A 26976-nucleotide genomic window follows, 5' to 3' on the forward strand; every position below is an offset into this window, starting at 1 on the left:
GTATCTAAAATGCGCTAGTCAGAATTGACTGCACTAAAATCAATGATGTGAAACACCAAACTCTTGCTGTTGCGGCTTTTTCTGGCCAGGAAACCCGTGAACTGATACACCCCGCCCAAGCTTGCCTGACTGAACCGGCCTGAGATTTCGCCAGCGGCTAGCGCGGCAACATCAAACTCGGTCAAACGGGCAATCCCTGCTTCCATCTGCTGCGAACTGTGTTGCAATACTGCATTCACAATCGGCAGCCCTGCCGGGGTATAGCGCAATATTTCGCGCTCGGCAATGATGGCGGTTACTTGTAGCTGGTTCAGCGCACGATCCTGGTCAAGAATTAAGCGGCTGCGGCTGGAGCGGCTGCTGGTGCTTCGGTCGGTGCGGTGGCTTTTGGCCGCGTCTTCGCGTTGTACCGATTTCATCATCGGCGAAGGAGCTGTTTCAGCTTTCTTCATTTTAACGGTCAGGTGACGCAACACGGCATCATTGAATTTGAATGCTGTTTCCAACTCGACCAGGGTCTCGTTGTCGCACTCGATGTTCAGGCAGATGTAGTGTGCTTTAGGCAGCTTTTGGATCGAGTAAGCCATTTGACGGCGGCCCCAATCTTCCACGCGGTGAACCGAACCGCCGCGGGTGGTTACGCTGGCTTTGTAGCGTTCGATCATCGCGGGCACTTGCTCGCTTTGGTCCGGATGGACGATAAAGACTATTTCATAATGACGCATGCAAACTCCTTCAGGTCGGATTGATAATCGCCCACCCCGGCGTCAAGACGGGTGTGGGAAGGTCAGCCGAAGATTATAACCGCCTTTTGCAAACGTTTCAATCATTCCTTGCGCCAGCGCCGGAAAAGCCCGCGCGCCGCCGCGCTTTCCACGCCTGGACAAGTATTTCTTGCGAAATTCGCCGAAAACACGGAAATCCCCTTGCATAGTGGGCGATACTGTACAAAAATACAGACTGTTCATATAGACAGCATTTTAGTATGCACCCACCGCTCATGATCAAGCTGACAGCACGACAAGAACAAATTCTGAACCTGATCAAGGACGCGATTGAAAACACGGGTTTTCCGCCCACCCGTGCCGAAATCGCCAATGAACTGGGTTTCAAATCGGCCAACGCGGCCGAAGAGCATTTGCAGGCCCTGGCCCGCAAGGGCGCGATCGAGATTTCTCCCGGCACCTCGCGCGGCATCCGCCTGATCGGTGCGGCGGCAAGTGCGGCAGCCGAAGCCCTTGCATCGAAAGTGCCGCCAGCCCTGCTGATGTCGCTGCCCCTGATCGGCCGCGTGGCGGCCGGTTCGCCGATCCTGGCGCAGGAAAACCTCGAAGCGAGCTACAACGTCGATCCTGCCCTGTTCTCGGCCAAGCCCGACTTCCTGCTGAAGGTACGCGGCTGGTCCATGCGCGACGCCGGCATCATGGATGGCGATTTATTGGCCGTCAAAAAGGTCGACAGCGCCAAGAACGGCCAGATCGTCGTCGCACGCATCGGCGACGAAGTCACCGTCAAGCGCTACAAGAAGACGGGTTCCGTGATCGAACTGTTCCCGGAAAACCCCGACTTCAAGGTCATAACCGTGTCGCCGGAAGACGAGTTTGCCCTGGAAGGCCTGGCCGTCGGACTGATGCGCAGCTGGCATTGATTGAGCGCGCCCTCATAAACCTACTGCGCAGCCCACTCTCGGGCATCCGTTGCTCGCTGTACCAATGTACAGCTCCGCTACTCAACCCGATATTGGGCTTGCTCGCTACGGTTTCTGAAGGCACGAAGACATTACCATTGAACGGCGAAAAACAAAGGGCCGCAACAGCATGACTGTTGCGGCCCTTTTCATTTATCCGGCTACCTATACATCGAGTGCCTGGCGGAAATCCTCAAGCAAATCCACCTCATCCTCGATCCCGACGGAAACGCGGATCAGCGACTCGGCGATGCCCATGCTGGCGCGCCGCTCGGCGCCCATCTCGTAAAAGATCGTGTGGGCGACGGGAATGACCAGGGTGCGCGTGTCGCCGAGGTTGCTCGCTGGAATAGCCAGATTCAAACGATTGAGGAAATCGAAGCAATCGATGCCATCCTTCAATTCAAAGCTGAACAGCGAACCATAGCTGCGGAACAAGTCGCTCGCCAGCGCGTGCTGCGGGTGCGAGGCCAAGCCTGGGTAATGCACGGCGGCAACGCGCGGGTCGGCGGCCAGCATGGTGGCCAGCGCCAGGGCGTTCGAGCAGGTGCGGTCCATGCGCAAGGCCATGGTTTCCGCGCCGACCGCGAGATGGTGCGCCGCTTCCGGCCCCAGCGAGGCGCCGAAGTCGCGCAAGGCCTTGGCGCGGATTTGCGCGATGCCCCACTGCGCGGGCGCCGCTTTTGTAATTGTCGAAAATATTCGGATAGCGCGTCCAGTCGAACACGCCCGTGTCCGTCAAGCTGCCGCCCAGCGCATTGCCGTGGCCGCCAATGGATTTCGTCAAGGCATTGACCACGAGGCCCGCGCCCACGGCCTTCGGGCGGAACAGATACGGCGTCGTCATGGTGTTGTCGACGATGTACAAAATGCCTTTCTCGCGGCACAAGTCACCGATTTTTTTCAGGTCGGCGATCTGCGTGCGCGGATTGGCAATAGTTTCCACAAAAACAATCCGCGTGGCCGGCGTGATGGCGGCCGCCACGTTGGCCACATCTGTCGCATCGACGAACGACACGGCGATGCCCTGCCCCGTCACCGTTTGCCACAGGCTGTTGGTGTTGCCAAACAGAAAGGCCGACGACACCACATGGTCGCCCGCGCGCAGCAAGGATTGCACCACGGCGCCGATGGCGCCCATGCCGGTGGCGAAGCATAAGGTCGCCACACCGTCTTCCTCTTGTTGACCTTGTCTTCCAGCGCGGACACGGTGGGATTGCCCTGGCGGCCGTAGCGGAAGCCCGGCTCCTTGCCCTGGAACACGGAAGCGAGTTGGCGCGCGTCGCCGTAGCCGAACGCGACGGAGGTGTGCACGGGCTTGTGCAGCGAGCCGTGCTCGATGCCCTTGCGGCGGTCGTTATGCAGGATGGTGGTGGTAAAGCCGTAGTTTTTTTTATCGTTCATGATCGCGGAGCAAAAAAAGCCCGGCGCTAGCCGGGCAAGATAATTACGCTTCTGTCGTTGCCAGGTTCAGGTTCAGCTGGGAACGTGGCGTATCTTCGGGCGCTGCCGCCTTCGGATGGTGGCGCGCATATTCCAGGCGGTCCAGGTATTCCTGCGACACGTCGCCCGTCACGTAGACGCCGTCGAAACACGACGCCTCAAAGTTGACCAGGGCCGGGTTGACGTCGGCGATCGCCTGCTTCAGCGCGCCGATATCCTGGTACACCAGGTAATCGGCCGTGATTTCGCGGCACACTTCTTCCGTCGTGCGGCCGTAAGCGATCAGTTCGTCGCGCGTCGGCATGTCGATGCCGTACACGTTCGGGTAGATCACCGGTGGCGCGGCCGAGGCGAAGATGACCTTCGTCGCGCCCGCTTCGCGCGCCATCTGCACGATTTCACGGCTGGTGGTGCCGCGCACGATGGAATCGTCGACCAGCAACACGACTTTATCCTTGAATTCGGATGGAATCGCGTTGAGCTTCTGGCGCACGGATTTCTTGCGCGCCGCCTGGCCCGGCATAATAAAAGTGCGGCCGATGTAGCGGTTCTTGATGAAGCCTTCGCGGTACTCGATGTTCAGCGCCATGGCCAGCTGGATGGCGGCCGGACGCGACGAGTCGGGAATCGGCATGACCACGTCGATATGTACGCCAGGCAACTCGGCGCGGATCTTTTCGGCCAGGTATTCGCCCATTTTCAGGCGCGTGGCATACACGGAGGCGCCGTCGATGACGGAGTCGGGACGGGCCAGGTAGACGAATTCGAAGACGCACGGGTTCAGGCTCGCGTTGTCCGCGCACTGGCGGCTGTGTAATTGCTTGTCGGCATCGATGAAGACGGCTTCACCGGGACCGATGTCGCGCACGAAGCGGAAGCCCATGCCTTCCAGGGCCACGGATTCGGAGGCGATCAGGTATTCGGCGCCCTGCTCCGTTTCGTTGATGCCCAGGCACAGCGGACGGATGCCGTGCGGGTCGCGGAAGGCCAGCAAGCCCACGCCGGCGATTTGCGCCACGGCAGCGTAACCGCCCTTGACGCGGCGGTTCAGCACGGTGACAGCCTTGAAGATGGCGTCCGGGTCCAGGTTCAGGCCCGTCGTCGCTTCCTGGATTTCATGCGCCAGCACGTTGAGCAGCACTTCCGAGTCGGAATCGGTATTGATGTGGCGGCGGTCGTTCTTGAACATTTCCTGCTTCAACTGTTCCCAGTTGGTCAGGTTGCCATTGTGCGCCAGGGTGATGCCGAACGGCGCATTCACATAAAACGGCTGTGCTTCCTCTTCGCTCGAGGAACCGGCCGTCGGATAGCGGCAGTGACCGATGCCCGAGTTGCCCTGCAGCGAACGCATATTGCGCGTACGGAAGACGTCACGCACAAGGCCGTTGGCCTTGTGCATGGAAAACATACTGCTGTGATTGGTCGCAATCCCTGCCGCGTCCTGACCGCGATGTTGCAAGAGCAACAATGCATCATAGAGCAATTGATTGACAGGTTGATGGGAAACGACGCCGACGATGCCACACATGGTGTGCTCCTAAACTGTGCTACTGATTTTAAAAAAAATTCAAAATTTCACATGCTGCGCGTAAGCGGCAGGCAGATAAGGCTTGATGGCGCGCGCGCCTTGCTCCGCGTAAGGGCTGAGCAGCGCGTTTTTCCAGAATGGCTGCTGCGGTATGGATGTCATGCCGCACAAGATGACGGCGGTCAGCACGATCACAAGACCCCGCGCCAGGCCGAACAGGCTGCCCAGGGTGCGGTCGGCCAGACTCAGGCCCGTCACCTTGACGAGCGCGTCGACCGTCATGGACAGCAATCCCATCAAAATGCGCACGCCGATGAACAGCACGACGAAAGCCAGCAACAAACGGATGGCTTCGCCCGGCACGGCTTCCGGCAAGAATTTTGCCAGGGTCGCGCCATAGGCGTTGGCAATGACGAAAGCCACGATCCAGCTGACCAGGGACAGTATTTCCTTGACCAGGCCACGCATCATGCTGATCAGTACGGAGGTCACCAGCACGAACAGCACCAGGTAATCGAAAATCGTCACGCGCGTTCAGCCTTGCAACATCACGCCGGCACCAGCGAGCCGCCCAGGCCCAGCTTTTGCAGCTTGGCGCGCGTCTTTTCCGCGTCTTCGCGGCTGCCGAACGGCCCCACGCGCACGCGGATGCGTTCGCCTGCCGGGCTGGAGACTTTCTGCGTGTACGACTTGATGCCCGCTTCGCGCAGCTTGTCCTGCAATTCGTCGACCTTGTCCTGCGTCGCCAGCGCCGCCACCTGCACCACGAACTTGCCGCTGCCGGCATCGTGGGGCTTGTCTTGCGCTTTCTCTTGCGGCTTGCCTTCCAGAATCGCCAGCGCGCGCGCGGCATCGTCGGCCGATTGCGCCGGCTTGGCAGGCTTGGTCTCGGGCTTGGCTTCCGGTTTTACCTCATGCTTGGGCTCCGGTTTCGCCTCAGGCTTGGGTTCGTGCTTCGGTTCCGGCTTGGGCTCGTGTTTCGGTTCCGGCTTCGGCTCCACCTTGACCGGTTTCGGTTCGGGCTTTGGTTCCACGTAGGCCGGCTTGACGGTAGCTGGCTGGACGGCGGCCAGCACGGGGGCCGGGGCTGGCGCGGGCTTGGCCGCAGGCGGCAGCGGCGCGTCGACGATTTCCTCGGACTGGTCCAGGCCATTCGCGGCAGCCTGGGCCGGAACGGCCGGCACGGGCGCAGGCGCCGGTGCCGGCGCAGCCTTTTCCTTCGATGGAATGTCGATGGCGATATCGTTGAACGGCGCTTTCGGCTCGGAATCGAGCAGCATCGGCAAGCCGACAGCCACGCCCAGGGCCAGGGCAATGGCCCCGACCAGGCAGGCGACGGCGTGCGCGCTTTTTTTCAGGCAAGACCGGATCCGGCGCTTCCTTGCCGCCACGGCGCGATCCGCCGCCACCGGAGGTGTTGGCGGCGCGCTTGCGGGTCGGCGACTGCGCTTCGCCAGGGACATAAAAGCCGCTGTCTTCGCCAGAGGATTCTTGCTTGTTTTTAAACAGTTTCGAGAACAAGCCCATGCGTGATTTTCAGTCGAGTGCGTTTCAGTGAAGTGAGGATTTTCGGGCCTTCATCACGCCGGCAACGGTGAGGAAAGAACCAAAGACCACAATTCTATCATTCTCACCGGCCCGGCTCATTGCATTTGCAAAAGCTTGTGCCGGATCATCGAAAATAGACACAGTATGCTCGCTGCTGTCGGGTTTATCTTCCAGCATGATCTGCACCTTGGCGGCCAGTTCGGAAGCCGTGGCCGCGCGCGGCGAAGGCAGGCCCGTCAGACACCAGTGGTCGACGTGCTCGCTCATCGCGGCCAGCACGCCATCGATATCCTTGTCCTGCATGGAACCGAACACGGCGTAGGTGTACGGGTGGAAACCCATATTGCCCAGGTTCTGGTTCAGGGCCGACGCCGCGTGGGGATTATGTGCTACATCAAGGATCACGCTGGGGCGGCCAGGCAAGACCTGGAAACGGCCCGGCAATTCCACCGTCACCAGGCCCGTGCGCACTTCCTGCGCGCCCACGGGCAGTTTCAGCTTCAGCACTTCCAGCGCGGCCAGCACGGCCGTGGCATTGAGGATCTGGTTGGCGCCGCGCAAGCTCGGGTAGGCCAGCGAATTGCGGCGCTGCTCGCGCCCGCCGTAGTTCCACTGCTGCTTGTCGCCCGAATAGTTGAAATCGCGGCCCATCATCAGCCACAGGTCGGCGCCGATGGCCTCGGCATGATCGATCAGCGACTGCGGCGGCACGGGGTCGCTGCAGATGGCCGCCTTGCCCGGACGGAAGATGCCGGCCTTTTCAAAGCCGATCGCTTCGCGCGTATCGCCCAGGTAATCCGTGTGGTCGATGTCGACGCTGGTGACGATGGCCACGTCCGCGTCGATCACGTTGACGGCATCGAGGCGTCCGCCCAGGCCCACTTCGAGAATAGCCACATCGAGCTTGGCTTGCGACAACAGGTGCAGGATGGCCAGGGTGGTGAATTCGAAATACGTGAGCGGCGTATCGCCGCGCACGGCCTCGACGGCCTGGAAGCTGGCGACGAGCTGCTCGTCGCTGGCCATCTCGCCCAGCACGCGCGCGCGCTCGTTAAAATCGAGGAAATGCGGCTTGATGTACAAACCCACTTTGTAGCCGGCACGCAACAGCACGGATTCCAGCATGGCGCAGGTGGAACCCTTGCCATTCGTGCCCGCCACATGATCACGGGGCAGGTAAAAGCGAGCTGCATGCGCGCCTTGACGGTTTGCACGCGATCCAGGCCCATGTTGATCTGGGTTTCCGAATGGCGGGTTTCCAGCAGGGCGAGCCAGTCCGGCAAGGTGGTGGGGAGGTTTTGCATGGGAGACTTCTTGATGAGGAGACAGTGCGCAAGGCGCGCAAACGGTATGGCGTGGCAACCGGGCGGGTCCGCAGGACACCGCCCGGCCTGTTACTTTGACATTAAGCCAAGACTTCGACAGCCTGGTTTTGCAACAAGGCCAGCAGACGGGCGATTTCTTCGCGCATCTTGCGGCGGTCGACGATCATGTCGACGGCGCCCTTGGTGACGAGGAACTCGGCGCGCTGGAAGCCTTCCGGCAGTTTTTCGCGCACGGTGTTTTCAATCACGCGCGGGCCGGCAAAGCCGATCAGCGCTTTCGGCTCGGCGATGACGACGTCGCCCATGAAGGCGAACGAAGCGGACACGCCGCCCATGGTCGGATCGGTCAGCACGCTGATGAATGGCAATTTCTTTTCCGACAACTTGGTCAGCATGGCCGTGGTCTTGGCCATCTGCATCAGCGACAGCAAGCCTTCCTGCATGCGCGCGCCACCGGTGGCGGTGATGCAAATGAACGGCACTTTCTGTTCCAGCGCGATCTGCGCGCCGCGCACGAAGCGCTCGCCGACCACGGAACCCATGGAGCCGCCCATGAATTCGAATTCGAAGCACGCCACGACCACCGGCAAGCTCATGATGGCGCCGCCCATGACGACCATCGCATCCGTCTCGCCCGTCGCTTCCATGGCCGATTTCAGGCGGTCCGGGTATTTCTTGCTATCCTTGAATTTCAAGGTATCGACGGGCAGGATTTCCTGGCCAATTTCATAGCGGCCGCCGGCGTCGAGCAGGCTGTCGAGGCGTTCACGGGCGCGGATGCGCATGTGGTGGTCGCATTTCGGGCACACGTGCAAATTCGATTCCAGGTCCGTAGTACACAGCACGGCTTCGCACGACGGGCACTTGACCCACAGGCCTTCCGGCATGGTCTTGCGCGCGGCGGCGTCCGAACGCTGTATGCGCGGTGGCAGCAGTTTTTCCAACCAACTCATATTTTCTCCTTGGGCCCTTGTTGGGGTAGCGTCGGTGGACGCCCCCGGCAGACGGTCAACGGCGGCGCCCCGCAGGACGCCGCCAAAAATTTTATCTATTGCACAATAACAGGCAAATCAGTGGCCGAAGTGTAGCCGTTTATCGCCGGGCTGTCGAACTTTGCCGCCAACGCATCTTGCGCAAACGGCAAGCTTGCTCAGGCGTCCAGTGCGGCGCGGATGCCTGCCGTAAAGCTGCGCACGGCGTCCACGGCGCCCCCTTCCGGCGCATTTTCAATTTCCTGGATGATGCGGCTGCCGATCACGACGGCATCAGCCACCTTGGCAACGGCCATGGCCGTGGCGCCATCGCGGATGCCGAAGCCCACGCCGATGGGTAATTTTTACATGCTGGCGGATGGCCGCGAGGCGCTCTGCCACCTGTTCCGTATCAATGTTACCGGCGCCCGTGACGCCTTTCAGCGACACATAATAGCTGAAGCCGCCGCCAACCTTGGCCACTTGCGCGATGCGCTCTTCCGTCGAGGTGGGCGCCAGCAGGAAAATCAGGTCGAGGCCCGCCGCCCGCATGGCGCTGGCGAATTCCTCGCACTCTTCGGGCGGATAGTCGACGACGATGGCGCCATCGGCGCCGGCAGCTTGTGCTGCATCAATAAACGCGGCGCTGCCGATGCGCTCGATGGGGTTCGCATAGCCCATCAGCACCACGGGCGTCGTCTGGTTCGTTTCACGGAACTGGCGCACATAGCCGAATACGTCGTGGATGCCGACATTGAATGCCAGGGCCCGCTCGCAGGCGCGCTGGATCACGGGACCTTCGGCCATGGGGTCGGAAAACGGCACGCCCAGCTCCAGGATGTCGGCGCCGCCCTCGACAAGCGCGCGTGCATCATCAGCGGCACGGTGGCGTCAGGGCCGGGGTCGCCGGCGGTGATGAAGGTGACCAGGGCGGTCTTGTTGTTGGATTTTAAGTTGGCAAAGGTGGTGGCGATACGGGACATGGGGAGCTTTCTTTATCGGTGGAGGATGTCGGATTACGCGCTTGCGCGCTAATCCGACCTACGCGTTATTGAGAATTGACAGTTGTTTAACTGAAATTCAATCCCATGCGTTCCGCCACCGTATGCATGTCCTTGTCGCCACGGCCCGACAGGTTGGCCAGCACGATCTGGTCTTTCGGCAAGGTAGCCGCCAGCTTGGCCGCGTAGGCCAGCGCGTGCGACGACTCCAGGGCCGGGATGATGCCTTCGATATGGCAGCAGTCGTGGAAAGCCTGCAGCGCCTCGTCATCCGTGATCGACACGTATTGCGCGCGGCCCGAATCTTTCAGCCAGGCATGTTCCGGACCGACGCCCGGGTAGTCGAGGCCGGCCGAGACGGAATGCGTCTCGATGATCTGGCCGTTTTCATCCTGCAGCAGATAGGTGCGGTTGCCGTGCAGTACGCCCGGAAAACCGGCCGTCAGCGACGCCGAGTGCTTGCCCGTATCGAGTCCTTCGCCGGCCGCTTCCACGCCGATCAGTTTGACGTCTTTCTGGTCGATGTACGGGTAAAAGATGCCCATGGCGTTCGAGCCGCCGCCGATGCAGGCCAGCACGTAGTCGGGTTGGCGGCCCGTCATTTCCGGCATCTGCACCAGGCATTCCTCGCCGATCACGGACTGGAAATCGCGCACCATCATCGGGTAAGGATGGGGACCGGCCACGGTGCCGATGATATAAAAGGTGTTTTCGATGTTGGTGACCCAGTCGCGCATGGCTTCGTTCAGCGCGTCCTTGAGGGTCTTCGAGCCCGATTCGACGGGCACGACGGTCGCGCCCAGCAATTTCATGCGGTACACATTCTGCGCCTGGCGCTTGACGTCTTCGCTGCCCATGTAGACCACGCATTCGAGGCCAAAGCGGGCACAGATGGTGGCCGTGGCCACGCCGTGCTGGCCGGCGCCCGTCTCGGCGATGATGCGCGGCTTGCCCATGCGCTTGGCCAGCAGGGCCTGGCCGATCACGTTGTTGATCTTGTGCGCGCCCGTGTGGTTCAGGTCTTCGCGCTTGAAGTAGATTTGCGCGCCGCCGGCCATCTGGGACCAGCGCTTGGCGTGGTAGATGGGCGACGGGCGGCCGACGAAGTGTTTCAGCTCGTAGCGGAATTCTTCGAGGAATTCCGGATCGACGCTGTAGCGCGCGTAGGCGTCCTTCAGCTCGGCCAGCGCGTGCGTGAGCGTTTCGGCAACGAAAGAGCCGCCGTACGGGCCAAAGTGGCCGCGCAGGTCGGGAAACGGGTAATCGGTGGCGTGGAACAATGCGGCGGCTGCGCCGGGCGAGTTGGTGTGGTCATTCATGGTGGTTTCCTCTGGCAATGATGGCATCGGCATCCCCCACCGCGGCGATGAACGCGCGGACTCGGGATGCGTCCTTGATGCCCTTGGACGCTTCGACACCACTGCTGATGTCGACGGCGTAAGGGCGCACGCGCACCACTGCGTCAGTCGCGTTTTGTACGCTCAAGCCACCACTTAAAACGACCCGAGGCGCGAGTTCTTCTGGAATGAGGGACCAATCGAATACCTTTCCTGCACCGCCATACGCATCCACATAGGTATCGAGCAAGAGGCTCGAGAACAAGGGACTGGCGGCGCGATAGCGCTGTTCGTATTCTAGCAAATCTTCAAAGCTGGTGTCGGGTTTGACGCGGAACACTTGCGTAAACGGCGTCTGCACGGCGCCAGCCAGCGCGGCGCTGTGTTCGGGCGTCTCGTCGCCGTGAAATTGCAGCAGAGATAAAGGCGCCACGGCCCTGGTGGCCCGCACCTCGTCCACCGTGGCGTTGACGAACAGGCCCACCGCCGTCACGTACGGGGGCATGGCGGCGATCAGGCTGGCGGCCTGCCCGGGCGTGACGTAACGGGGGCTTTTCGGATAAAACACGAAGCCGATGGCGTCGGCGCCCGCCGCCACGACAGTCTGGATGTCTTCGGCGCGGGTCAGGCCGCAGATCTTGATGCGTGTGCGTGGCATGTTCATCCTTTATTGATGCAGATCAAAACCAGGGCAAGGCGCTGCTACTGTCTTGAGGCAACTCCCATTTCGGATCGTAATCGATCTGCGCCAGGTACAAGCCGTCCGGCATGAAGGTGGGCGCCGCCGCGTGGCGATCCTTACTTTCCAGCAAATGCCCGAGCCAGTCCGGCTTTTCGCGCCCCGTGCCGATATACACGAGCGAGCCAACCAGGTTGCGCACCATATGATGCAGGAAGGCATTGGCCGTAATCGTAAAAATGACGCAATCGCCGCGCCGCTCGATGCGGATGTCGTGCATCAGCTTGACGGGCGACTTGGCCTGACATTGCGCGGCGCGGAAGGCCGTGAAATCGTGCCAGCCCAGCAGCGGCTGCACGGCTTGCCGCATCAGTTCCACGTCCAGCGGGCGGAAAAAGAAGCCGGCGCGCCCCTCCACCAGCGGCGAACGGGTAGCGTTGTTATACAACACATAATGATAAGTGCGCGCACGGGCGCTGAAACGGGCGTGGAAGAAGTCATTGACCGTCGGATTGCCTTCGAGTTCCTTGGCCCAGCGCACGGCGATCGATTTCGGCAGGAAGGCGTTGACGCCGCGCACCCACGAGTGCACATCGCGGTTCAATTCCGTATCGAAATGCACGACTTGCTCGAGCGCATGCACGCCCGTATCCGTGCGGCCGGCGCAGGTGGTGGCCAGGCGCACGCGGGCAAACTGCTCCAGCGCGTTTTCCAGCTGGTCCTGCACCGTTTGGCCGTCTTCCTGCTTCTGGTATCCATGCCAGGCCGTGCCGTCGTACTGCAGGCCCAGGACGATACGCTTGAATGGCGTTACTGTCGTAATATTTTGCATCGAAGCATTATACCGGGCGCAGGCGGCCCTGCCCTCCGACCTCACAAGCGCCTGAGACGGCGTTCAGGGCAAGGCGCGCGGTCGAAGACAGTACGAATAGTACGGCGAGACCGTGCAACGCTGCCATGGACGTCGTATCAGGTGCTTAGCTCAGCAAAGCTCGCATCGTATTCGCCTTGGCGACTTGCTCTTCGCTGCCGCCCTTGATGACCTCATCGATCAGCTCGCGCGCGCCTTCCTTGTCGCCGATTTCCTGGTAAGCGATCGCCAGGTCCAGCTTGGTATCCATTTCCATGTGGATGGCCGACAGCGGGTCGTCCACGCCCACGCTGGCCGCCTTACCATCGTTGAGGTCCAGGTCGATGCCGGACAGGTCGAATTCCTGTGCTGGCGGTATGGCTTCCGGCAAGGTGGCTGGTGTTTGCGCATCGTCAAACAGGCTGTCGATCGACGGCTCGGCCGCCGCGACGGGCGCGGCAGCGGGCGCCACGGGCTCGTCGAGGTCGAAATGGGCCAGGTCCACGTCTTTCAACGGATCAGGCAAAGGCGTCAAACCGGCACCCACGCCATTGACGGGACCGGCTGGCGGCTCCAGGTCCAGGCCGAAATCCATGCTGGCGTCGTACTGCGCATCGTGCGCATCCTGCGCGGCAACGACCGGCTTGCTGTCCGGCCCCGGCATGACGATCGGGTCGCTGGTGGAAACGGGCTCGAAATCGAGGCTGTCGAGGTCAAAATCGAGGGGATCGCGCACATCGCGGGCCGTCACGGAAGATACCGGCTCGGCCGGCGCCAGGTCTGCCAGCGGCGCAGGCGTCGACAGATCGTCGGGCAAGTCCATGCTCTGGCCATGCACGTCGTCGCCCGCACCCTTGCTCAGGCTGACGACGGCGTCGTCTTCCGTATCGCCATACAGGGGGTTGGCAGGATCGAGCGCCAGGCCCAGGGCGGCCGCCTGCGGCCACTCTTCGCCCTGGCCGCGCGTCAGGCTGTACAGCTCGCTGGCCTGGTCTTCGAACGCGCGCACATCGTTGCGGGCCGAATAGATTTCCAGCAGTTTCAAACGGGCCGCATGGCGTTCCGGGTGGATGCGCAAGGCTTCCTTGAGGATATCTTCCGCCTGCCCATCGCGGCCGTAGGCGATATACACGTCGGCTTCGGCAACGGGATCCGTTTCATTGCCTTCAAGCATGCTGGCGCCCGCTGCGGCGGCCACGCCGGCAGCGGCGGCGCCCGTGCCGAACAGGTGGTTGCTCGCCTCGGACTGCTGGTCTTCCGGCGCCAGGCCGGATGGCGGCGTTACCGGCGCTTCCGGCTCGAACACGGGGGCGATATCGTCCTGGGCCGGCGGCGTCTCCTTGCGGCGGCGCGCAATCACCAGCGCGGCCACGGCGGCCAGCAGCGCGGCCAGGCCGATGCCGATGGCGCCCAGGTGGTCGTTGATCTTGTCGGCAAAGGTCGGTTCCAGCGGCGACGGTTTTTTCACCAGCGGCACCGGTTTCGCTTTCGGAACAGCGGCTGGGCTTCGGCGGGCGCGCTGGCGATGGCGCTGGCCGCTGCACTGGCCGACGCGCTGGCAGCGGCCTCGGCCGGTTTGACGGGCGCGGGCGCGCTCTTGTCGGCCATGGCCTTGCTCTTGACCGCCATCAACTTTTCCAGGTCGCTGACGTTCTTTTCCAGCTCCTTGACGCGCGCGGCCGCTTCATCGACCTGTTTCGCCTTGGCGATCTTGTCTTCCTCGCTGGCGACGGCGCTCTTGCCGGCCGACTTGGCCGCCGGCTCCGCCTTCGACAGTTTCAATTTATCTTGCGACTCGCTCACGGCCGTCGGTTTTTCCTGGACCTTGGTCGCTCCGATCTTGCCGGCCGTGCTTTGCGCTGCCTGCGCGGCCTTGGCCGGCTTGCTTTGCGACACCTGGCCCGCCAGCTTGTTGCGGTAGGCTTCGAAATCGATGGCATGCGCCGTCACGATGCCCTTCGCTTCGGCCGCACTGGTGGCGCGCACGGCGTCCGCGCCGGCACGGCCAGGATGCGCCCGGCCTGCATGCGGTTCATGTTCTCGCCCTTGAAGGCATCGGGATTGGCGCGGTACAGGGCGACGAGCATCATGTCGAGCGAGACGCCCGAAGGCTTCAGTTCGCTGGCGATGCGGCTCAGGGTGTCGCCCGTCTTGACCTTGTATTCGCCCGCCGCCTTTTTCGCCGGCGCGGTCTCCGCCGCAGCGGCCGGCTTGGCCTTGCCTGGTTCGACTGGCGCCGTCACTTGCGCGCCGCGCGTCTGGCGCGCTTCGGGCGTGTCGAGCACGAATGCATATTCGCGCACCTGGCGCCCGCTCTTGCTGCTCAGCTCCAGCAGCAGGTCGACCATGGGCTCGGCCACGGCTTGCGCCGAGCTGATGCGGATGAAGGACTTGCCGTTGCGATTTTCCACGGCAAACGTCAGTGCGTTCAGCGCGGGATTGAATTCCACGTTGGCCTGGCGGTAGGCCTCCGGCGGCGCCAGCTTGGCCAGCAGACTGGCTGCCTCGCCCGGCTTGACGGCCGATAATTCGACCTCGGCGCGCAGCGGCTGGCCGGCGGCGGACAGCACCGTGATCTTGCCCAGCTCGGCTGCGGATACCGCCGGTGACAATAACACCGCACAGGCGACAGCGCTGCTGAGTGTTTTAATGGCAAGGGAGGCGACCCGGGGACGAGTGTGTACAGGCATAGTTGGCGGCATCTTAGTTGACATGGGAAAACTGTTACTTTTCCAGAGGTATCAACATATCATCATGCCCAGAGCTATGCAAGCTCCGCATGGTTGAGCCTTGACGGGCTCGGGACGAAAAAAAAGCCGGGAAAACTGCCCCGGCTTGATCTGCATCAGCAAATTATTGCTGATTTATGGCTGTTACGCGTCGAGCAAAATGCGCAGCATGCGGCGCAGCGGCTCGGCCGCGCCCCACAGCAACTGGTCGCCCACGGTGAAGGCGGACAGGTATTCGCCGCCCATGCTCATCTTGCGCACGCGGCCGACTGGAATCGTCAGGCTGCCCGTGACGGCCGCTGGCGACAGGTCGCGCACGGACGCTTCGCGCGTGTTCGGCACGAATTTCACCCATTGATTGTTGCTGGCGATGATGTCGTTGATTTCATCGAGCGGCACGTCTTGCTTCAGCTTGATGGTCAGCGCCTGCGAATGGCAGCGCATGGCGCCGATGCGCACGCACAGGCCGTCCACAGGAATTTCCTTGGTACCGAAGTCGATGCCGCGGCCGAGGATCTTGTTCGTTTCCGCGCCCGCCTTCCACTCTTCCTTCGACTGGCCGTTGCCCAGATCCTTGTCGATCCACGGGATCAGGTTGCCGGCCAGCGGCGCGCCGAACTGCTTGATTTCATCCGGGGAATAGCCGTGCTGGGTGGCCAGCACCTGGCGGTCGATTTCCAGGATGGCGGACGCCGGGTTCTCCAGCAGCGCCTTGACGGAGCTGTTGATGGTGCCAAATTGCGTCAGCAGTTCGCGCATGTGCTGCGCGCCGCCGCCCGAGGCCGCCTGGTAGGTCATCGACGTCATCCAGTCGATCAGGTCGTGCTGGAACAGGCCGCCCAGGCCCATCATCATGCACGACACGGTGCAATTGCCGCCGATATAGTTCTTGACGCCCTTGCCCAGCGCATCCTTGATGACGTGCAGGTTGACGGGGTCGAGCACGATGACGGCATCCTTTTCCATGCGCAAGGTCGAGGCCGCATCGATCCAGTAACCGTTCCAGCCCGTTGCGCGCAGCTGCGGGAAGACGGCGCTCGTGTAGTCGCCGCCCTGGCAGGAAATGATGATGTCGCACTTGGACAGTTCGGCGATGTTGTTGGCATCCTTGAGGATGGTTTCATTCTTCGCCATGGCCGGCGCCGCGCCGCCCGTGTTCGACGTCGTGAAAAACACCGGTTCGATGTGGGCGAAATCGCCCTCTTCCTGCATGCGCTGCATCAGGACCGAACCGACCATACCGCGCCAACCTACCAAGCCAACTAATTTCATTACCATTCCTCAAGATGAGACGGCGACTGCCGTCATTGAAATATTTTATCCTAATGCCTTGACCACCGCATCGCCCATCGCCTCGGTGCCGACCAAAGTCGTGCCCGCTTCGTGGATGTCGGCCGTGCGCAGCCCCTGCGCCAGCACTTGCTTGACGGCGCCTTCGATACGGTTTGCCTGCTCTTCGCGGTTCAGCGAATAGCGCAGCATCATGGCGGCCGACAAGATCGTCGCCAGCGGATTGGCGATGCCCTTGCCCGCGATATCGGGCGCCGAACCGTGCGATGGCTCGTACAAGCCCTTGTTGTTGGCGTCCAGCGAGGCGGACGGCAGCATGCCGATCGAACCCGTCAGCATGGCGGCCGCGTCGGACAGAATGTCGCCGAACATGTTGCCGGTCACCATGACGTCGAATTTCTTCGGCGCCCGCACCAGCTGCATGGCCGCGTTATCGACGTACATATGATCTAGCGCAACATCGGGGTATTCCTGTGCACGTCAATGACGATGTCTTTCCAGAACTGGAAGGTTTCCAGCACGTTCGCCTTGTCCACGCTGGTCAGTCTCTTGTCGCGCTTTTGCGCGGCCTGGAACGCCACGTGGGCGATGCGGCGGATTTCGCCTTCCGCATAGCGCATGGTGTCGAAACCTTCGCGCTGGCCCTTGAACGGACCGTCCGGGCACTCGCGCACGCCGCGGGGCTGGCCGAAATAAATGTCGCCCGTCAATTCGCGGATGATCAAAATGTCCAGGCCGGAGACCACTTCCGGCTTCAGGGTCGAGGCGCCCGCCAGTTCCGGGTACAAGATGGCCGGACGCAGGTTGGCAAACAGGCCCAGGTTCTTGCGCAGGCCCAGAATCGCCTGCTCCGGGCGGAACTGGCGCTCCAGGTTGTCGTACTGGTAGTCGCCGACGGCGCCGAACAGCACGGCATCGGCTGCTTTCGCCAGCGCCAGCGTGCCTTCCGGCAAAGGGTGGCCATGGGCCGCATAGCCGGCGCCGCCCACGGGCGCCGTTTCCAGCTCGAACGATTCGCCCAGCACATTCAAGACCTTGACGGCTTGCGCGACGATTTCAGGACCGATGCCGTCGCCGGGTAAGATTGCAATTTTCATATTTTTATCGATTAGATGACATTGGCGAGCCACGGTTGAGTGGCGAGGTGGCGCTCTTCGAAGGCGCGGATATCGTCGGCATGGCGCAGGGTCAGGCCGATATCGTCGAGGCCATTCATCAGGCAATATTTGCGGAAGGCGTCGATCTCGAATGGGTAGGAGACGGAACCATTGCTGGTGCGCACGCACTGCTGTTCCAGGTCCACCACCAGCTTGTAGCCGGGGAAGACCTTGACTTCATTGAACAGGTGCTCGACCTGGCTTTCCGACAGCACGATGGGCAGCAAGCCGTTCTTGTAGCAGTTATTGAAGAAGATGTCAGCAAACGAGGGCGCGATGATGGCGCGGAAGCCATATTGATCGAGCGCCCACGGCGCGTGTTCGCGCGAGGAGCCGCAGCCGAAATTCTTGCGCGTGAGCAAGATCGAGGCGCCCTGGTAGCGCGGCTCGTTGAGCACGAACTCCGGGTTCAGCGGACGGCGGCTGTTGTCCTGGCCCGGTTCGCCATGGTCGAGGTAGCGCCATTCGTCGAACAGGTTGGGGCCGAAGCCGCTGCGGTGGATCGATTTCAGGAATTGCTTCGGGATAATCGCGTCGGTGTCGACGTTGGCGCGGTCCAGCGGGGCCACCAGGCCTTCGTAAATCGTAAATTTATCCATGCTGTTTCTACTCGGTAAGACGCGCGGCGCAGGGCGCCGGCACGTCGCGGTTTATTTTCCGCCGGCGCCAGTGACGACCTGGCCGACTTTCTGCACATCGCGGCCGATGCCGGAGACGGTGTTGCAGCCGGACAAGATGACGGTGGCGATGAGGAGGGCGAAGAGTTTTTTCATGATGAGTTCTCGATAAGAAATAAGGGACTGAGACCGCTAGTGTAAACAGCGGCGCCAGTCCCTGCCGTCATCGCAAAGCCCGCACGTCGACAAAGTGGCCGGCGATGCCTGCCGCCGCCGCCATCGCGGGCGACACCAGGTGCGTGCGTCCGCCCTGCCCTTGCCGGCCCTCAAAGTTGCGGTTCGACGTGGACGCGCAGCGTTCGCCCGGTTCCAGGCGGTCCGCATTCATGGCCAGGCACATGGAGCAGCCCGGCTCGCGCCATTCGAAGCCGGCATCCTTGAAGATGCGGTCCAGTCCCTCGCGCTCGGCCTGGTCTTTCACCAGGCCGGAACCGGGCACGACCAGCGCCAGGGTGACGTTCGAGGCGCGGTACTTGCCGCGCACCACGGCGGCGGCAGCCCGTAAATCCTCGATGCGCGAATTGGTGCAGGAACCGATGAAGACCTTGTCGATGCGGATGTCTTCGATGGCGGTATTCGGTTTCAGGGCCATGTAGACGAGCGCCTTTTCCATCGCATCGCGCTTGACGCTGTCTTTTTCCTGTGGTCAGGATCAGGCACGCGGCCATCGACGCCGACCACCATTTCAGGCGACGTGCCCCAGGTCACTTGCGGCACGATGTCTTGCGCGTTGAGCGTGACGACGAGGTCGAAGCGGGCGCCCGGGTCCGAATGCAGGGTGCGCCAATAGGCCACGGCGCGTTCCCAGTGCGGGCCGGCCGGCGAAAACGGGCGGCCCTTGACGTAATTGATGGTGGTGTCGTCCACGCCGATGATGCCGGCGCGCGCGCCCGCCTCGATGGCCATGTTGCACACCGTCATGCGGCCTTCCATCGACAGGGCGCGGATGGCCGAGCCGCCGAATTCGATACAGTAACCGGTGCCGCCGGCCGTGCCGATCTTGCCGATGATGGCCAGCACGATATCCTTGGCCGTCACGCCGGGCGGCAAGGCGCCGTCGACCTGCACCAGCATGGATTTCGATTTCTTTTGCAGCAAGGTTTGCGTGGCCAGCACGTGTTCCACTTCAGACGTGCCGATGCGTGCGCCAACGCGCCGAACGCGCCGTGCGTCGACGTGTGCGAATCGCCGCAGACGACCGTCATGCCGGGCAGGGTCGCGCCCTGTTCAGGCCCGATCACATGCACGATACCCTGACGCTTGTCGTTCATATTGAAGTAGGTCAAGCCATAGTGCCTGGCGTTCTTGTCCAGGGTTTCCACCTGCAGGCGCGAGACCGGATCGGCAATGCCGTCGACGCGGCTGGTGGTGGGCACGTTATGGTCGGCCACGGCCAGATTGGCGGAAATGCGCCACGGCTGGCGGCCCGCCACGCTGAGGCCATCGAAGGCTTGCGGGCTGGTGACTTCGTGCAGCAGGTGCCGGTCGATGTACAGAATTGTCGTGCCATCATCTTCGGCCCGAACAACGTGGGATTCCCAAAGTTTGTCGTAAAGCGTCTTCATCATGATTTATGCAGCGTTGCCACAGCCTGTAGTAAGTGATCAAGTGATACCAGGTCATACGGTGATCCACAAGGATTATGCCATATATATTGGGCAACACAGAACCGAAATAGGCAAAAGCGTGGGATTGGCGATACAAAGTTCGGCGACTTTGTTGGATATGAGCTGGAAATTGCCGATATCGGCATATCGGCGACACGGCGGCCCCATCTGCGGACAGGCTGCCGAACGAGCCACGGCGCGACCAGAAAACGATACTTTTTCTTCAATCTTTCGTGTATTGTATTTCGACAATAATGACCGGCGCACCCGCGCCGCCACACCTGGGGACCTCGATGAAACTGCATTTATTGGCGCTGGCCGCGCTGCCCTTGGCCGGCGCCCATGCGGCGGCCGCCACGCCGGGAGAAACCTGCGCGCAGGACTTGCGCGCCATTGCGCCTTTCTTGTTGGAAAACGATACGGGCGCACGCGCCCACCTGGCGCAAAAGGGCCAGGCCTACTTCGACCTGGCGCTGGCCACGGCCGCAACGGCGGCGGCCGGCGCGGCCGACGGCAAGGCGTGCGACGCGATCCTGATCCAAAACTATGCGGGCATGTGGCGCAAGGGCCATTTGCACGTGAAGCCGGGCAGCGCGCTCGACATCGCCAAACCGGCGCCGGCCCAGCCCGCCGCGGCGGGACAGGCGGCGCCCTCGAAGGAACCGGCGCTGCAGATCTTGTCGGACTCGACCGTGCTCCTGGTCCTGCCCAGCTTCCACGGCCGCTACCGCGCCGCCGTGGCCAGCCTGCTCGAGACCCACCGCGACGCGCTGGCCCAGCGTCCCAACTGGATCCTCGACGTGCGCCGCAACGGCGGCGGCAGCGACAGCACGTATGCGCCGCTGTTGTCCTGGATCAGTTCCGGCGAAATCGTCAGCATGGGCGCCGAATGGCTGTCCACGCCGGCCAATATCGCGGGCCAGGAGAAAGTCTGCGCGCTGCTGGCGCCCGGCGACCAGGCATGCGCGGCCTTTGCGGCCCAGGCCGTGGCGCAGATGCGTACCGTCCAGACGGGCCAATACGCGCCGCAGCAAAGCGGCGGCACCATCAGCTATGCGCGCGTGGAGACGCCCGAGCCGCGCCGGCCGGCGCGCGTGGCCGTGCTGGTCGACCGCGACTGCGCCAGTTCCTGCGAAGAATTCCTGCTGGCGGCGCGGCAAAGCTTTCACGTCAAATTGATCGGCCGCAACAGTTACGGCGCGCTCGACTATTCGAATCTGCGCCTGCACATTCTGCCTTCGGGCTTGCGCCACCTGCAATACGCCACCTCGCGCTCGGCCCGCCTGCCGCAGCTGCAGGTGGACCTGGGCGGCATCATGCCCGACATCTACCTGCCGCCGCCGAAGGACGAGGCGGGCCGCGACGATGAGATCGTGCGCGTGCGGCGCTGGCTGGAAGGCGGCACGCTGCGACCGGACGGCGCATAAAAAAAGCCCGCTGCGCAATCTGCGCAGCGGGCTTGATTTTTCAAAGCAAAGCTTATGCCGCCATGCGTACCGTGCCGCGGCAGCCGTCCATCAGGAAGGACAGCCCCACCACAGCACCAGCTCGCCTTCTGCCGAACGGGCCGTGCCCGTGATGCCTTCCACGGTGATGGCCGTCATCGGCTTGATCACCAGGTCGGCCGTACCATCGACGGCTGCGACGGCCAGGATATACGGCTGTGGCGCGGCGACAACAATGCCCACGCGCTCGCTGCACGATTCGTAACCCAGCGAGCCGGCCAGCGACCGCACGGGCAATGGACGGCCCTGGTCTTTCAGCACGGGCGCGCCGCCCACTTCCATGAAGGTTTCCGGCAATTCGACGACGCGCTGCACCACGGCCATCGGCAGCGCCAGCGCGGCACCCGAGGTCGATACCAGCATGGTCGGCACGATCGACAGTTCGATCGGCAGGCGGATGGCGAACTTGGTGCCCTTGCCCAGCGTCGACTCGATGTGGATGGCGCCGCGGTTTTTCTCCACGGCAGTTTTCACCACGTCCATGCCCACGCCGCGTCCCGAGACGCTGGATGCCACTTCCTTGGTCGAGAAGCCCGGCAGGAACACCAGCTGGAAACATTCGTCGTTGCTCAATTGCGCGTTTTCGCTGATCAAGCCCTTTTGCTGGGCCTTGCTGCGCAGGAAGACCGGGTCCATGCCCTTGCCGTCATCCTGCAGCACGATCATGACACTGTTGGCTTCCTGCCAGGCTTTCAGCGAAATATACGACTTGGCGGGCTTGCCGGCAGCCAGGCGCGCTTCCGGCGATTCGACGCCATGGTCGAGCGAGTTGCGCAGCATGTGCACGAGCGGGTCGTACAGGCTGTCGACCACCACGCGGTCGACTTCCGTCTCCGCGCCTTCGATGGTCAGTTCGACATCCTTGCCCAGGTCCTTGGCCAGTTCGCGCACCAGGCGCGGGAATTTCTGGAACAGACGGCCCACGGGCTGCATGCGCGTGGCCAAAGTCGCCCGCTGCAGTTCCGTCGAGTAGCGCGAAGCGCGTTCCAGGGTTTCCGCCAAGGTCGCCATCAGGGTGGCGGCCTGGCCTTCGAATTTGAATTGAAGCAAGCGTTCGAGCAGCACGGCAGCCTGGTTGGCGGCCTGCACGGATTCGCCGGCCACTTCCAGCAGCGCGTCGAGCTTGACGGCGTCGACGCGGATGCTGTCTTCCTTGACGGGCGCGGCATGGCGCACTTCCGGACGCTCTTCGCGCCGTTCCGCGCCATCCCAGGCCTTGGCGGCCGGCTTGGCGGCAGCGGCAGCAGCGGCGGGCGCAGCCGCGGCCACGACGGCAGGGGCAGCGGCGACGGCGGACACCGGCGCGGCAGCGACCCGGCTGCCCTCGGGCACGACGGCGTTATACATGCCTTCCCAGTCCAGGCCATCGGCGCCGGCGGTGGAAACGGCAGCGGCAGCGGCAGGCGCCGCCGCCACGGCCTCGGCAACGGGCGCGGCCACTTCCGCCACCACGGCGGCGGCTGGCGCAGGCGCATCCATGCCCTTGCCTTCGATGGCATTCGTCAGGATGTGTTCCAGCTCTTCCGGCATGGCGGCAAGCTTTCCGGCGCAGAACCATTGGCCAGTTCCGTCAGCTGGTCGGCGACGAAACCGGACGCCTGCAGCGCCGCCTCGATGGCGATCGGCGTCACGGGCGCGGCGCCCGTGCGCAAGGCGTCGAACAGGTTTTCCGTCAGGTGGCAGGCCGCCACCAGCGCGGGCAAGCCCATGAAACCGGCGCCACCCTTGATGGTGTGGAAGGAACGAAACACGGCATTCAGTGTTTCCTTGTTGTCAGGATCACGCTCGAGGCGCAATAAGTGCTCTTCTACATTAACCGCAAGATCCATCGCCTCAACGACGAAATCCTTGAGCATATCGTCCATTAGAATCCCAAATCCGCAAGAAGGTCGTCTACATTATCCTGGTCCAGCGCCACCGACGGCACGGACGGGCCCTGCATCAGCGGCACCGGCTTTTGCGCCAGTTTTTCGCGCACCTCGGCCGGCGCGTTGTCGCGCAACAGCTGGGCCAGCTCGTTTTCCACCGTCTTGGTGATGTTGACCACTTTTTTGATCAGCTGGCCCGTGATGTCCTGGAAGTCCTGCGCCATCATGATTTCCAGCAAGCGGGCTTTTTCCGCTTCCGTCGCCTCGGCAACGGCTTGCGCGAACTGGCGCGAATCGCCGGCCAGGGCCTTGAATTCTTCCAGGCTCAGCTTGCCGTCGAACAGCGCCGTCCAGCGGCCGTCCATGTCCTTGGCCTTCTTCGACAGCACGTCTTGCGCCGGCATGCCTTCGTCGAGCGTGTTCAGGACCTTGTTGGCGGCCTGCTCCGTCAGGGTGGCGACATATTCCAGGCGGTCCTGCGCGTCGACGATCTGCGACGACGCTTCCGTCAACGCCTTGTCGTAGCCCAGTTCGCGCAGCGAATCGTGCAGCAGGCGCACGATGCCGCCCAGGCGCTCGAACATCGGCTTGTCGGACTGGTCGACGGGATCGGCCGCTTCGCCAGGCGCGGCAACTGCCGCGGGCGCCGCTTCCGCGACGGCCGCTCGGCCGCTGCGGCTGGCGCCGGCACGGCGGCACTGGCCGACACGGAGTCGAACAGGGCGTCAAAATCGTCCTCCGCAATCACGGCGGGAGCGGGCGCGGCGGCAGGTGCGGGCTGAGCCGCTGCCGCACTTTGCGCAGATACTTCATCGAATAATGCATCGAAATCATCAGCGGCGTTGGTCATATCCCTGCTTCTCCATAATTTGTCAAAATTCCGCCTGAACTGTGCGTTTTACAGACTGATACCCACAATGTCTCGATTAAGATGATTTGAGGCAATACCGCTGCGATGGTGCGAGTGTAGCAGGGCGCCGCCCTGTTGGTAAATCTCAAAACGCGCTTCCTGGTGCAAAGCTTGTCCACAAGAGCTTTTCCGTCAGGAAATAAGTGTTCCTGCTGTTGTATTTTGAAATACTACCATTGGCGTGCGTGCAAGACCACGCATGACACAAGAAATCCTGCTCCCGGGCGCCTGCGCAACAGCGCCATACGGACATCGTTGCAGGTAAAACACGATCTTTCTGCCAATGTTGTCTATACTGAAGGTGCAGTTGTATTGATAATTATCAAGTCTTTACATGAATACAATGCTGCCGCCCCGTCTACAATAAGAGGCGTTGCGCGCGCTGAGTCACCGCCAAAGGACCTGCCATGTATAAGAAAATTCTGATCGCCACGGACGGTTCCACCGTCTCCAACTTGACGGCCTGTGCCGGCGTTGCCTTTGCCGAACAGATGCACGCCGATATCCTTGCCGTGTACGTGGCGCCCGAATACCAGTACCCGGTGTACATCGAAATCATTCCACCAAGCTATCCCAGCGAAGAGGAATACCGCATCGCCATGCGCAAGGCGGGCGCCGACCACTGGCAGCCCATCCTCGACGCGGCGGCCAAGCGGGGCCTGCAAGCGACGGGCTTGACGGCCTTTTCCGACAGCCCGGCCCTGAAAATCGTGGAAGTGGCGCAATTGCAGCAATGCGACCTGATCTTCATGGGCTCGCATGGCCGCAGCGGCTGGGGTCAGTTGCTGCTGGGCAGCGTGACCAATAAAGTGCTGTCGCACTCGAAATTGCCGGTGCTCGTGCATAGGCTGATCAAGGAACCCCCGACGAAATAAGGGGTCACATGGCCATGGGGCCGCCGCGGCCTGCACACCTGCACATTAAGAAAAAGGCAAATCCGCGGCCATTTCAGTTAAAATGACAATGTTTCTCGCTTCTCAACAATTGGCCGCCACGAAACGGCCAGAGCAGACTACACGCTTCCAGATTGCCCGCCTATGATACGTATTGTGATTGCCGACGACCACACCATCATGCGTGAAGGATTGAAGCGCATCCTCGACGGCGCACCGGATATCGATATCGTGGGTGAAGCCATCGACGGCTTCGAAGTGCTCAACCACGTGCGCCAGGGCGGCTTCGATCTGTTGCTGCTCGACCTGTCGATGCCGGGCCGCAGCGGTGTCGACCTGATCCGGCAAATCCGCAGCGAAGCACCCAAGCTGGCCATCCTGATCCTCACCATGCACGAGGAAGAACAATATGCGGTGCGCGCCATCCGCGCCGGCGCGCAAGGCTATCTGACCAAGGAAAGCGCGGGCACCCAGCTGGTGGGCGCCATCCACAAGGTGGCGTCGGGCCGTCCCTACATCAGCGCCGAGGTGGCGGAGCAACTCGTGCTCAACATCATGATGCCGAATGAAAGCTTGCTGCATAAACAGTTGTCGGACCGCGAATTCGAAGTCTTTTCCCTGCTGGTGGCAGGCAAGTCGATCACGGAAATCGCCAACAATCTGCACCTGAGCGTCAAGACCGTGAGTACGCACAAGACGCGCATCATGCAAAAGATGGGCATGAGCTCGCTGTCTGAAATGGTCCAGTATGCCGTCGCGCACCGCCTGCTCTCCCCCTTCAAGACCTAAGTCCAACGGCGCGCGCCCGCGCGTCGACTGTAGGAACAATCCTACTTCATCTACCACAGCTCCTACTGCCATATTCAGCCACTGCTGATATTAATTGCATACGGTTGTTGGCATACTGAAACCAGTAATCAAGTTGCTGGGAAGTTATTTCATCACACAGCAAGTCTTCAGCGAATTGAGCATTACCTGCCTGGACGCGCGCCGCCGGCCCTTGCCCGCCCGCCGCCCTGTGCACCCCGTCATTCAACTCTGAACTACCTGTCACCAGGAGATGAACATGCTGTCCACGCAAACGCCTGAAACCCGCGCTGCCGCTCCATCGCTGCCCCCTGCCACTCCGATGGAAGCGGGGCGCCAGCGCCAGGGCCGGCTATGGTCGAACCTGAAGGAGGTGTGCGACCTGCTGCATATCTCCAGCGCTTGTACCATCGCCGCCGACGAACTGCTGTTCCAGCACGTGCAATTCAAGACGGGCCAGCGCGTGCACACCATCGGGCAACCGTTCGACACCCTGTACATCGTCAATTCGGGCTTCCTGAAAACCGTGCTCATCGACGAATTCGGCAATGAGCAGGTCCTCAGCTTCCCCATGAAAGGCGACATGCTGGGCGTCGACGGCATCCACTCGCGCCATTATTCCTCGGAAGCGGTGGCCCTGTCGACTGCGACTGCGACCTGATCCTGCTGCCGTTCAAGAAACTCACGGCCCTGGGCAGAGTCCACCTGGAACTGGAAAACGTCATGTATGGCGTGATGAGCCGCGAACTGGTGCGCGAGCAAGCCATGATCGGCATGCTGGGCGCCCTCAGCGCCGAAGCCCGCGTGGCGCGCTTCCTCGTCTCGCTGGCCGACCGCTTCGCGCAGATGGGCTACTCGAGCAAGCTGTTCAACCTGCGCATGACGCGCCACGAAATCGGCAGCTACCTGGGGCTGACCCTGGAAACAGTGAGCCGCACCTTGTCCGCCTTCAATGAAATCGGCCTGATCTCGGTCGATCAGCGCACCATCGGCATCAAGGATCCGGAGGCCCTGAAAACCCTGCGCCGCCTGCCGCCCTCGCGCTCGCGCGCCAAGCAGCTGGCCGCCGCCAAGCTGAAAGCCGATACGGCAGCGGCCGCCGACGCTTCGGCGCAACTGCTGGCCACGATTTAGCGCCACCCGATTCACGCCAACCGATTCCTT

The 26976-nt window shown here is 62.1% G+C and carries 20 protein-coding genes and 8 pseudogenes; 5 read left to right on the forward strand and 23 right to left on the reverse strand.

Annotated features, from left to right (window positions below; translation table 11 throughout):
• Nucleotides 1–14: 14 nt before the first annotated feature.
• The 3 genes and pseudogenes from priB to ACQVLG_RS30235 all read right to left on the reverse strand — a co-directional run bounded on the left by priB (nt 15) and on the right by ACQVLG_RS30235 (nt 968).
• Nucleotides 15–335, reverse strand: coding sequence for a primosomal replication protein N (gene priB, locus ACQVLG_RS30225; RefSeq protein WP_474295849.1), 321 nt, complete (start codon nt 333–335; stop codon nt 15–17).
• Nucleotides 335–725 (reverse strand): annotated as a pseudogene (gene rpsF, locus ACQVLG_RS30230) (30S ribosomal protein S6). Before rpsF ends, priB begins: the two are co-directional and overlap by 1 nt.
• Nucleotides 726–767: 42 nt before the next feature.
• Nucleotides 768–968: a hypothetical protein gene (locus tag ACQVLG_RS30235; RefSeq protein WP_474292226.1), complete on the reverse strand. Its 201-nt coding sequence runs from the start codon at nt 966–968 to the stop codon at nt 768–770.
• A gap of 32 nt (nt 969–1000) precedes the next feature.
• On the opposite strand from ACQVLG_RS30235, the gene lexA reads away from it, so the two are divergent.
• Entirely contained in the window at nt 1001–1648 is a 648-nt protein-coding gene (gene lexA, locus ACQVLG_RS30240) for a transcriptional repressor LexA (protein ID WP_230541238.1), read from the forward strand.
• 204 nt (nt 1649–1852) lie between these two features.
• On the opposite strand, the pseudogene ACQVLG_RS30245 reads toward lexA, so the two are convergent.
• From ACQVLG_RS30245 to leuC, 18 genes and pseudogenes are all read right to left on the reverse strand, one after another.
• A pseudogene (locus ACQVLG_RS30245) lies at nt 1853–3091 on the reverse strand (cystathionine gamma-synthase family protein).
• Nucleotides 3092–3134: 43 nt separating this feature from the next.
• On the reverse strand, nt 3135–4658 hold the full coding sequence (gene purF, locus ACQVLG_RS30250) for an amidophosphoribosyltransferase (protein WP_230541096.1): 1524 nt from the start codon (nt 4656–4658) through the stop codon (nt 3135–3137).
• A 39-nt stretch (nt 4659–4697) separates the two neighbouring features.
• Nucleotides 4698–5186 (reverse strand): CvpA family protein, encoded by a 489-nt coding sequence (locus ACQVLG_RS30255; protein ID WP_474292228.1) that lies wholly within the window; start codon nt 5184–5186, stop codon nt 4698–4700.
• A 20-nt stretch (nt 5187–5206) separates the two neighbouring features.
• Nucleotides 5207–6067: an SPOR domain-containing protein gene (locus ACQVLG_RS30260; RefSeq protein WP_474292230.1), complete on the reverse strand. Its 861-nt coding sequence runs from the start codon at nt 6065–6067 to the stop codon at nt 5207–5209.
• Nucleotides 6068–6209: 142 nt separating this feature from the next.
• Complete coding sequence (folC, locus tag ACQVLG_RS30265) at nt 6210–7367, reverse strand: bifunctional tetrahydrofolate synthase/dihydrofolate synthase (protein ID WP_474292231.1); 1158 nt, start codon at nt 7365–7367, stop codon at nt 6210–6212.
• A gap of 244 nt (nt 7368–7611) precedes the next feature.
• Nucleotides 7612–8484 carry an acetyl-CoA carboxylase, carboxyltransferase subunit beta gene (gene accD, locus ACQVLG_RS30270; RefSeq protein ID WP_474292232.1) on the reverse strand — a complete coding sequence of 291 codons (873 nt, stop codon included), beginning with the start codon at nt 8482–8484 and terminating at the stop codon, nt 7612–7614.
• A 197-nt stretch (nt 8485–8681) separates the two neighbouring features.
• Nucleotides 8682–9485: pseudogene (gene trpA / locus ACQVLG_RS30275) on the reverse strand (tryptophan synthase subunit alpha).
• An 86-nt stretch (nt 9486–9571) separates the two neighbouring features.
• Entirely contained in the window at nt 9572–10822 is a 1251-nt protein-coding gene (gene trpB / locus ACQVLG_RS30280; protein ID WP_230541101.1) for a tryptophan synthase subunit beta, read from the reverse strand.
• Nucleotides 10815–11498, reverse strand: a complete 684-nt coding sequence (locus ACQVLG_RS30285; RefSeq protein ID WP_230541102.1) for a phosphoribosylanthranilate isomerase — start codon at nt 11496–11498, stop codon at nt 10815–10817. Before ACQVLG_RS30285 ends, trpB begins: the two co-directional genes overlap by 8 nt.
• A gap of 22 nt (nt 11499–11520) precedes the next feature.
• Nucleotides 11521–12351 (reverse strand): tRNA pseudouridine(38-40) synthase TruA, encoded by an 831-nt coding sequence (truA, locus tag ACQVLG_RS30290; RefSeq protein WP_474292234.1) that lies wholly within the window; start codon nt 12349–12351, stop codon nt 11521–11523.
• Nucleotides 12352–12496: 145 nt separating this feature from the next.
• Nucleotides 12497–13837, reverse strand: a complete 1341-nt coding sequence (locus ACQVLG_RS30295) for a motility hub landmark protein FimV (protein ID WP_474292236.1) — start codon at nt 13835–13837, stop codon at nt 12497–12499.
• Nucleotides 13834–14355: a type IV pilus assembly protein FimV gene (locus ACQVLG_RS30300; protein WP_474292238.1), complete on the reverse strand. Its 522-nt coding sequence runs from the start codon at nt 14353–14355 to the stop codon at nt 13834–13836. Before ACQVLG_RS30300 ends, ACQVLG_RS30295 begins: the two co-directional genes overlap by 4 nt.
• On the reverse strand, nt 14316–14981 hold the full coding sequence (locus ACQVLG_RS30305) for a type IV pilus assembly protein FimV (protein ID WP_474292240.1): 666 nt from the start codon (nt 14979–14981) through the stop codon (nt 14316–14318). The genes ACQVLG_RS30300 and ACQVLG_RS30305 overlap by 40 nt, the downstream gene beginning before the upstream one ends.
• Nucleotides 14982–15242: 261 nt before the next feature.
• Complete coding sequence (gene asd / locus ACQVLG_RS30310) at nt 15243–16370, reverse strand: aspartate-semialdehyde dehydrogenase (RefSeq protein ID WP_474292242.1); 1128 nt, start codon at nt 16368–16370, stop codon at nt 15243–15245.
• Between the two features lie 45 nt (nt 16371–16415).
• Nucleotides 16416–17485: pseudogene (gene leuB / locus ACQVLG_RS30315) on the reverse strand (3-isopropylmalate dehydrogenase).
• An 11-nt stretch (nt 17486–17496) separates the two neighbouring features.
• The gene (leuD, locus tag ACQVLG_RS30320) at nt 17497–18144 is read right to left on the reverse strand and encodes a 3-isopropylmalate dehydratase small subunit (protein ID WP_474292244.1); all 648 of its coding nucleotides are present in this window, start codon (nt 18142–18144) and stop codon (nt 17497–17499) included.
• A 51-nt stretch (nt 18145–18195) separates the two neighbouring features.
• Entirely contained in the window at nt 18196–18318 is a 123-nt protein-coding gene (locus ACQVLG_RS30325; RefSeq protein WP_010400408.1) for an entericidin A/B family lipoprotein, read from the reverse strand.
• 67 nt (nt 18319–18385) lie between these two features.
• Nucleotides 18386–19790: pseudogene (leuC, locus tag ACQVLG_RS30330) on the reverse strand (3-isopropylmalate dehydratase large subunit).
• 332 nt (nt 19791–20122) lie between these two features.
• On the opposite strand from leuC, the gene ACQVLG_RS30335 reads away from it, so the two are divergent.
• Nucleotides 20123–21256 (forward strand): S41 family peptidase, encoded by a 1134-nt coding sequence (locus ACQVLG_RS30335; protein WP_474292246.1) that lies wholly within the window; start codon nt 20123–20125, stop codon nt 21254–21256.
• A 52-nt stretch (nt 21257–21308) separates the two neighbouring features.
• Here the strand turns inward: ACQVLG_RS30335 and ACQVLG_RS30340 are convergent.
• Nucleotides 21309–23199 (reverse strand): annotated as a pseudogene (locus ACQVLG_RS30340) (chemotaxis protein CheA).
• Nucleotides 23199–24052: pseudogene (locus ACQVLG_RS30345) on the reverse strand (protein phosphatase CheZ). The pseudogenes ACQVLG_RS30340 and ACQVLG_RS30345 overlap by 1 nt, the downstream one beginning before the upstream one ends.
• Nucleotides 24053–24519: 467 nt before the next feature.
• Between ACQVLG_RS30345 and ACQVLG_RS30350 the strand changes: the two are divergent.
• The 3 genes and pseudogenes from ACQVLG_RS30350 (at nt 24520) to ACQVLG_RS30360 (ending at nt 26946) form a co-directional block, all read left to right on the forward strand.
• Nucleotides 24520–24987 (forward strand): universal stress protein, encoded by a 468-nt coding sequence (locus tag ACQVLG_RS30350; RefSeq protein WP_230541112.1) that lies wholly within the window; start codon nt 24520–24522, stop codon nt 24985–24987.
• A gap of 162 nt (nt 24988–25149) precedes the next feature.
• Entirely contained in the window at nt 25150–25794 is a 645-nt protein-coding gene (locus ACQVLG_RS30355; protein WP_034750556.1) for a response regulator, read from the forward strand.
• Nucleotides 25795–26134: 340 nt separating this feature from the next.
• Nucleotides 26135–26946: pseudogene (locus ACQVLG_RS30360) on the forward strand (Crp/Fnr family transcriptional regulator).
• Nucleotides 26947–26976: the final 30 nt, after the last annotated feature.

The organism is Janthinobacterium sp. TPC_1, assembly GCF_056037845.1.

What these genes read in the sequence shown, in the direction of transcription:
- ACQVLG_RS30335 (WP_474292246.1), top strand. Translation starts at nt 20,123, where the DNA reads ATGAAACTGCATTTATTGGCGCTGGCCGCGCTGCCCTTGGCCGGCGCC.
- accD (WP_474292232.1), bottom strand. Translation starts at nt 8,484, where the DNA reads ATGAGTTGGTTGGAAAAACTGCTGCCACCGCGCATACAGCGTTCGGAC.
- ACQVLG_RS30355 (WP_034750556.1), top strand. Translation starts at nt 25,150, where the DNA reads ATGATACGTATTGTGATTGCCGACGACCACACCATCATGCGTGAAGGA.
- ACQVLG_RS30350 (WP_230541112.1), top strand. Translation starts at nt 24,520, where the DNA reads ATGTATAAGAAAATTCTGATCGCCACGGACGGTTCCACCGTCTCCAAC.
- ACQVLG_RS30285 (WP_230541102.1), bottom strand. Translation starts at nt 11,498, where the DNA reads ATGCCACGCACACGCATCAAGATCTGCGGCCTGACCCGCGCCGAAGAC.
- asd (WP_474292242.1), bottom strand. Translation starts at nt 16,370, where the DNA reads ATGAAATTAGTTGGCTTGGTAGGTTGGCGCGGTATGGTCGGTTCGGTC.
- trpB (WP_230541101.1), bottom strand. Translation starts at nt 10,822, where the DNA reads ATGAATGACCACACCAACTCGCCCGGCGCAGCCGCCGCATTGTTCCAC.
- ACQVLG_RS30325 (WP_010400408.1), bottom strand. Translation starts at nt 18,318, where the DNA reads ATGAAAAAACTCTTCGCCCTCCTCATCGCCACCGTCATCTTGTCCGGC.
- leuD (WP_474292244.1), bottom strand. Translation starts at nt 18,144, where the DNA reads ATGGATAAATTTACGATTTACGAAGGCCTGGTGGCCCCGCTGGACCGC.
- ACQVLG_RS30235 (WP_474292226.1), bottom strand. Translation starts at nt 968, where the DNA reads ATGAACAGTCTGTATTTTTGTACAGTATCGCCCACTATGCAAGGGGAT.
- lexA (WP_230541238.1), top strand. Translation starts at nt 1,001, where the DNA reads ATGATCAAGCTGACAGCACGACAAGAACAAATTCTGAACCTGATCAAG.
- truA (WP_474292234.1), bottom strand. Translation starts at nt 12,351, where the DNA reads ATGCAAAATATTACGACAGTAACGCCATTCAAGCGTATCGTCCTGGGC.
- purF (WP_230541096.1), bottom strand. Translation starts at nt 4,658, where the DNA reads ATGTGTGGCATCGTCGGCGTCGTTTCCCATCAACCTGTCAATCAATTG.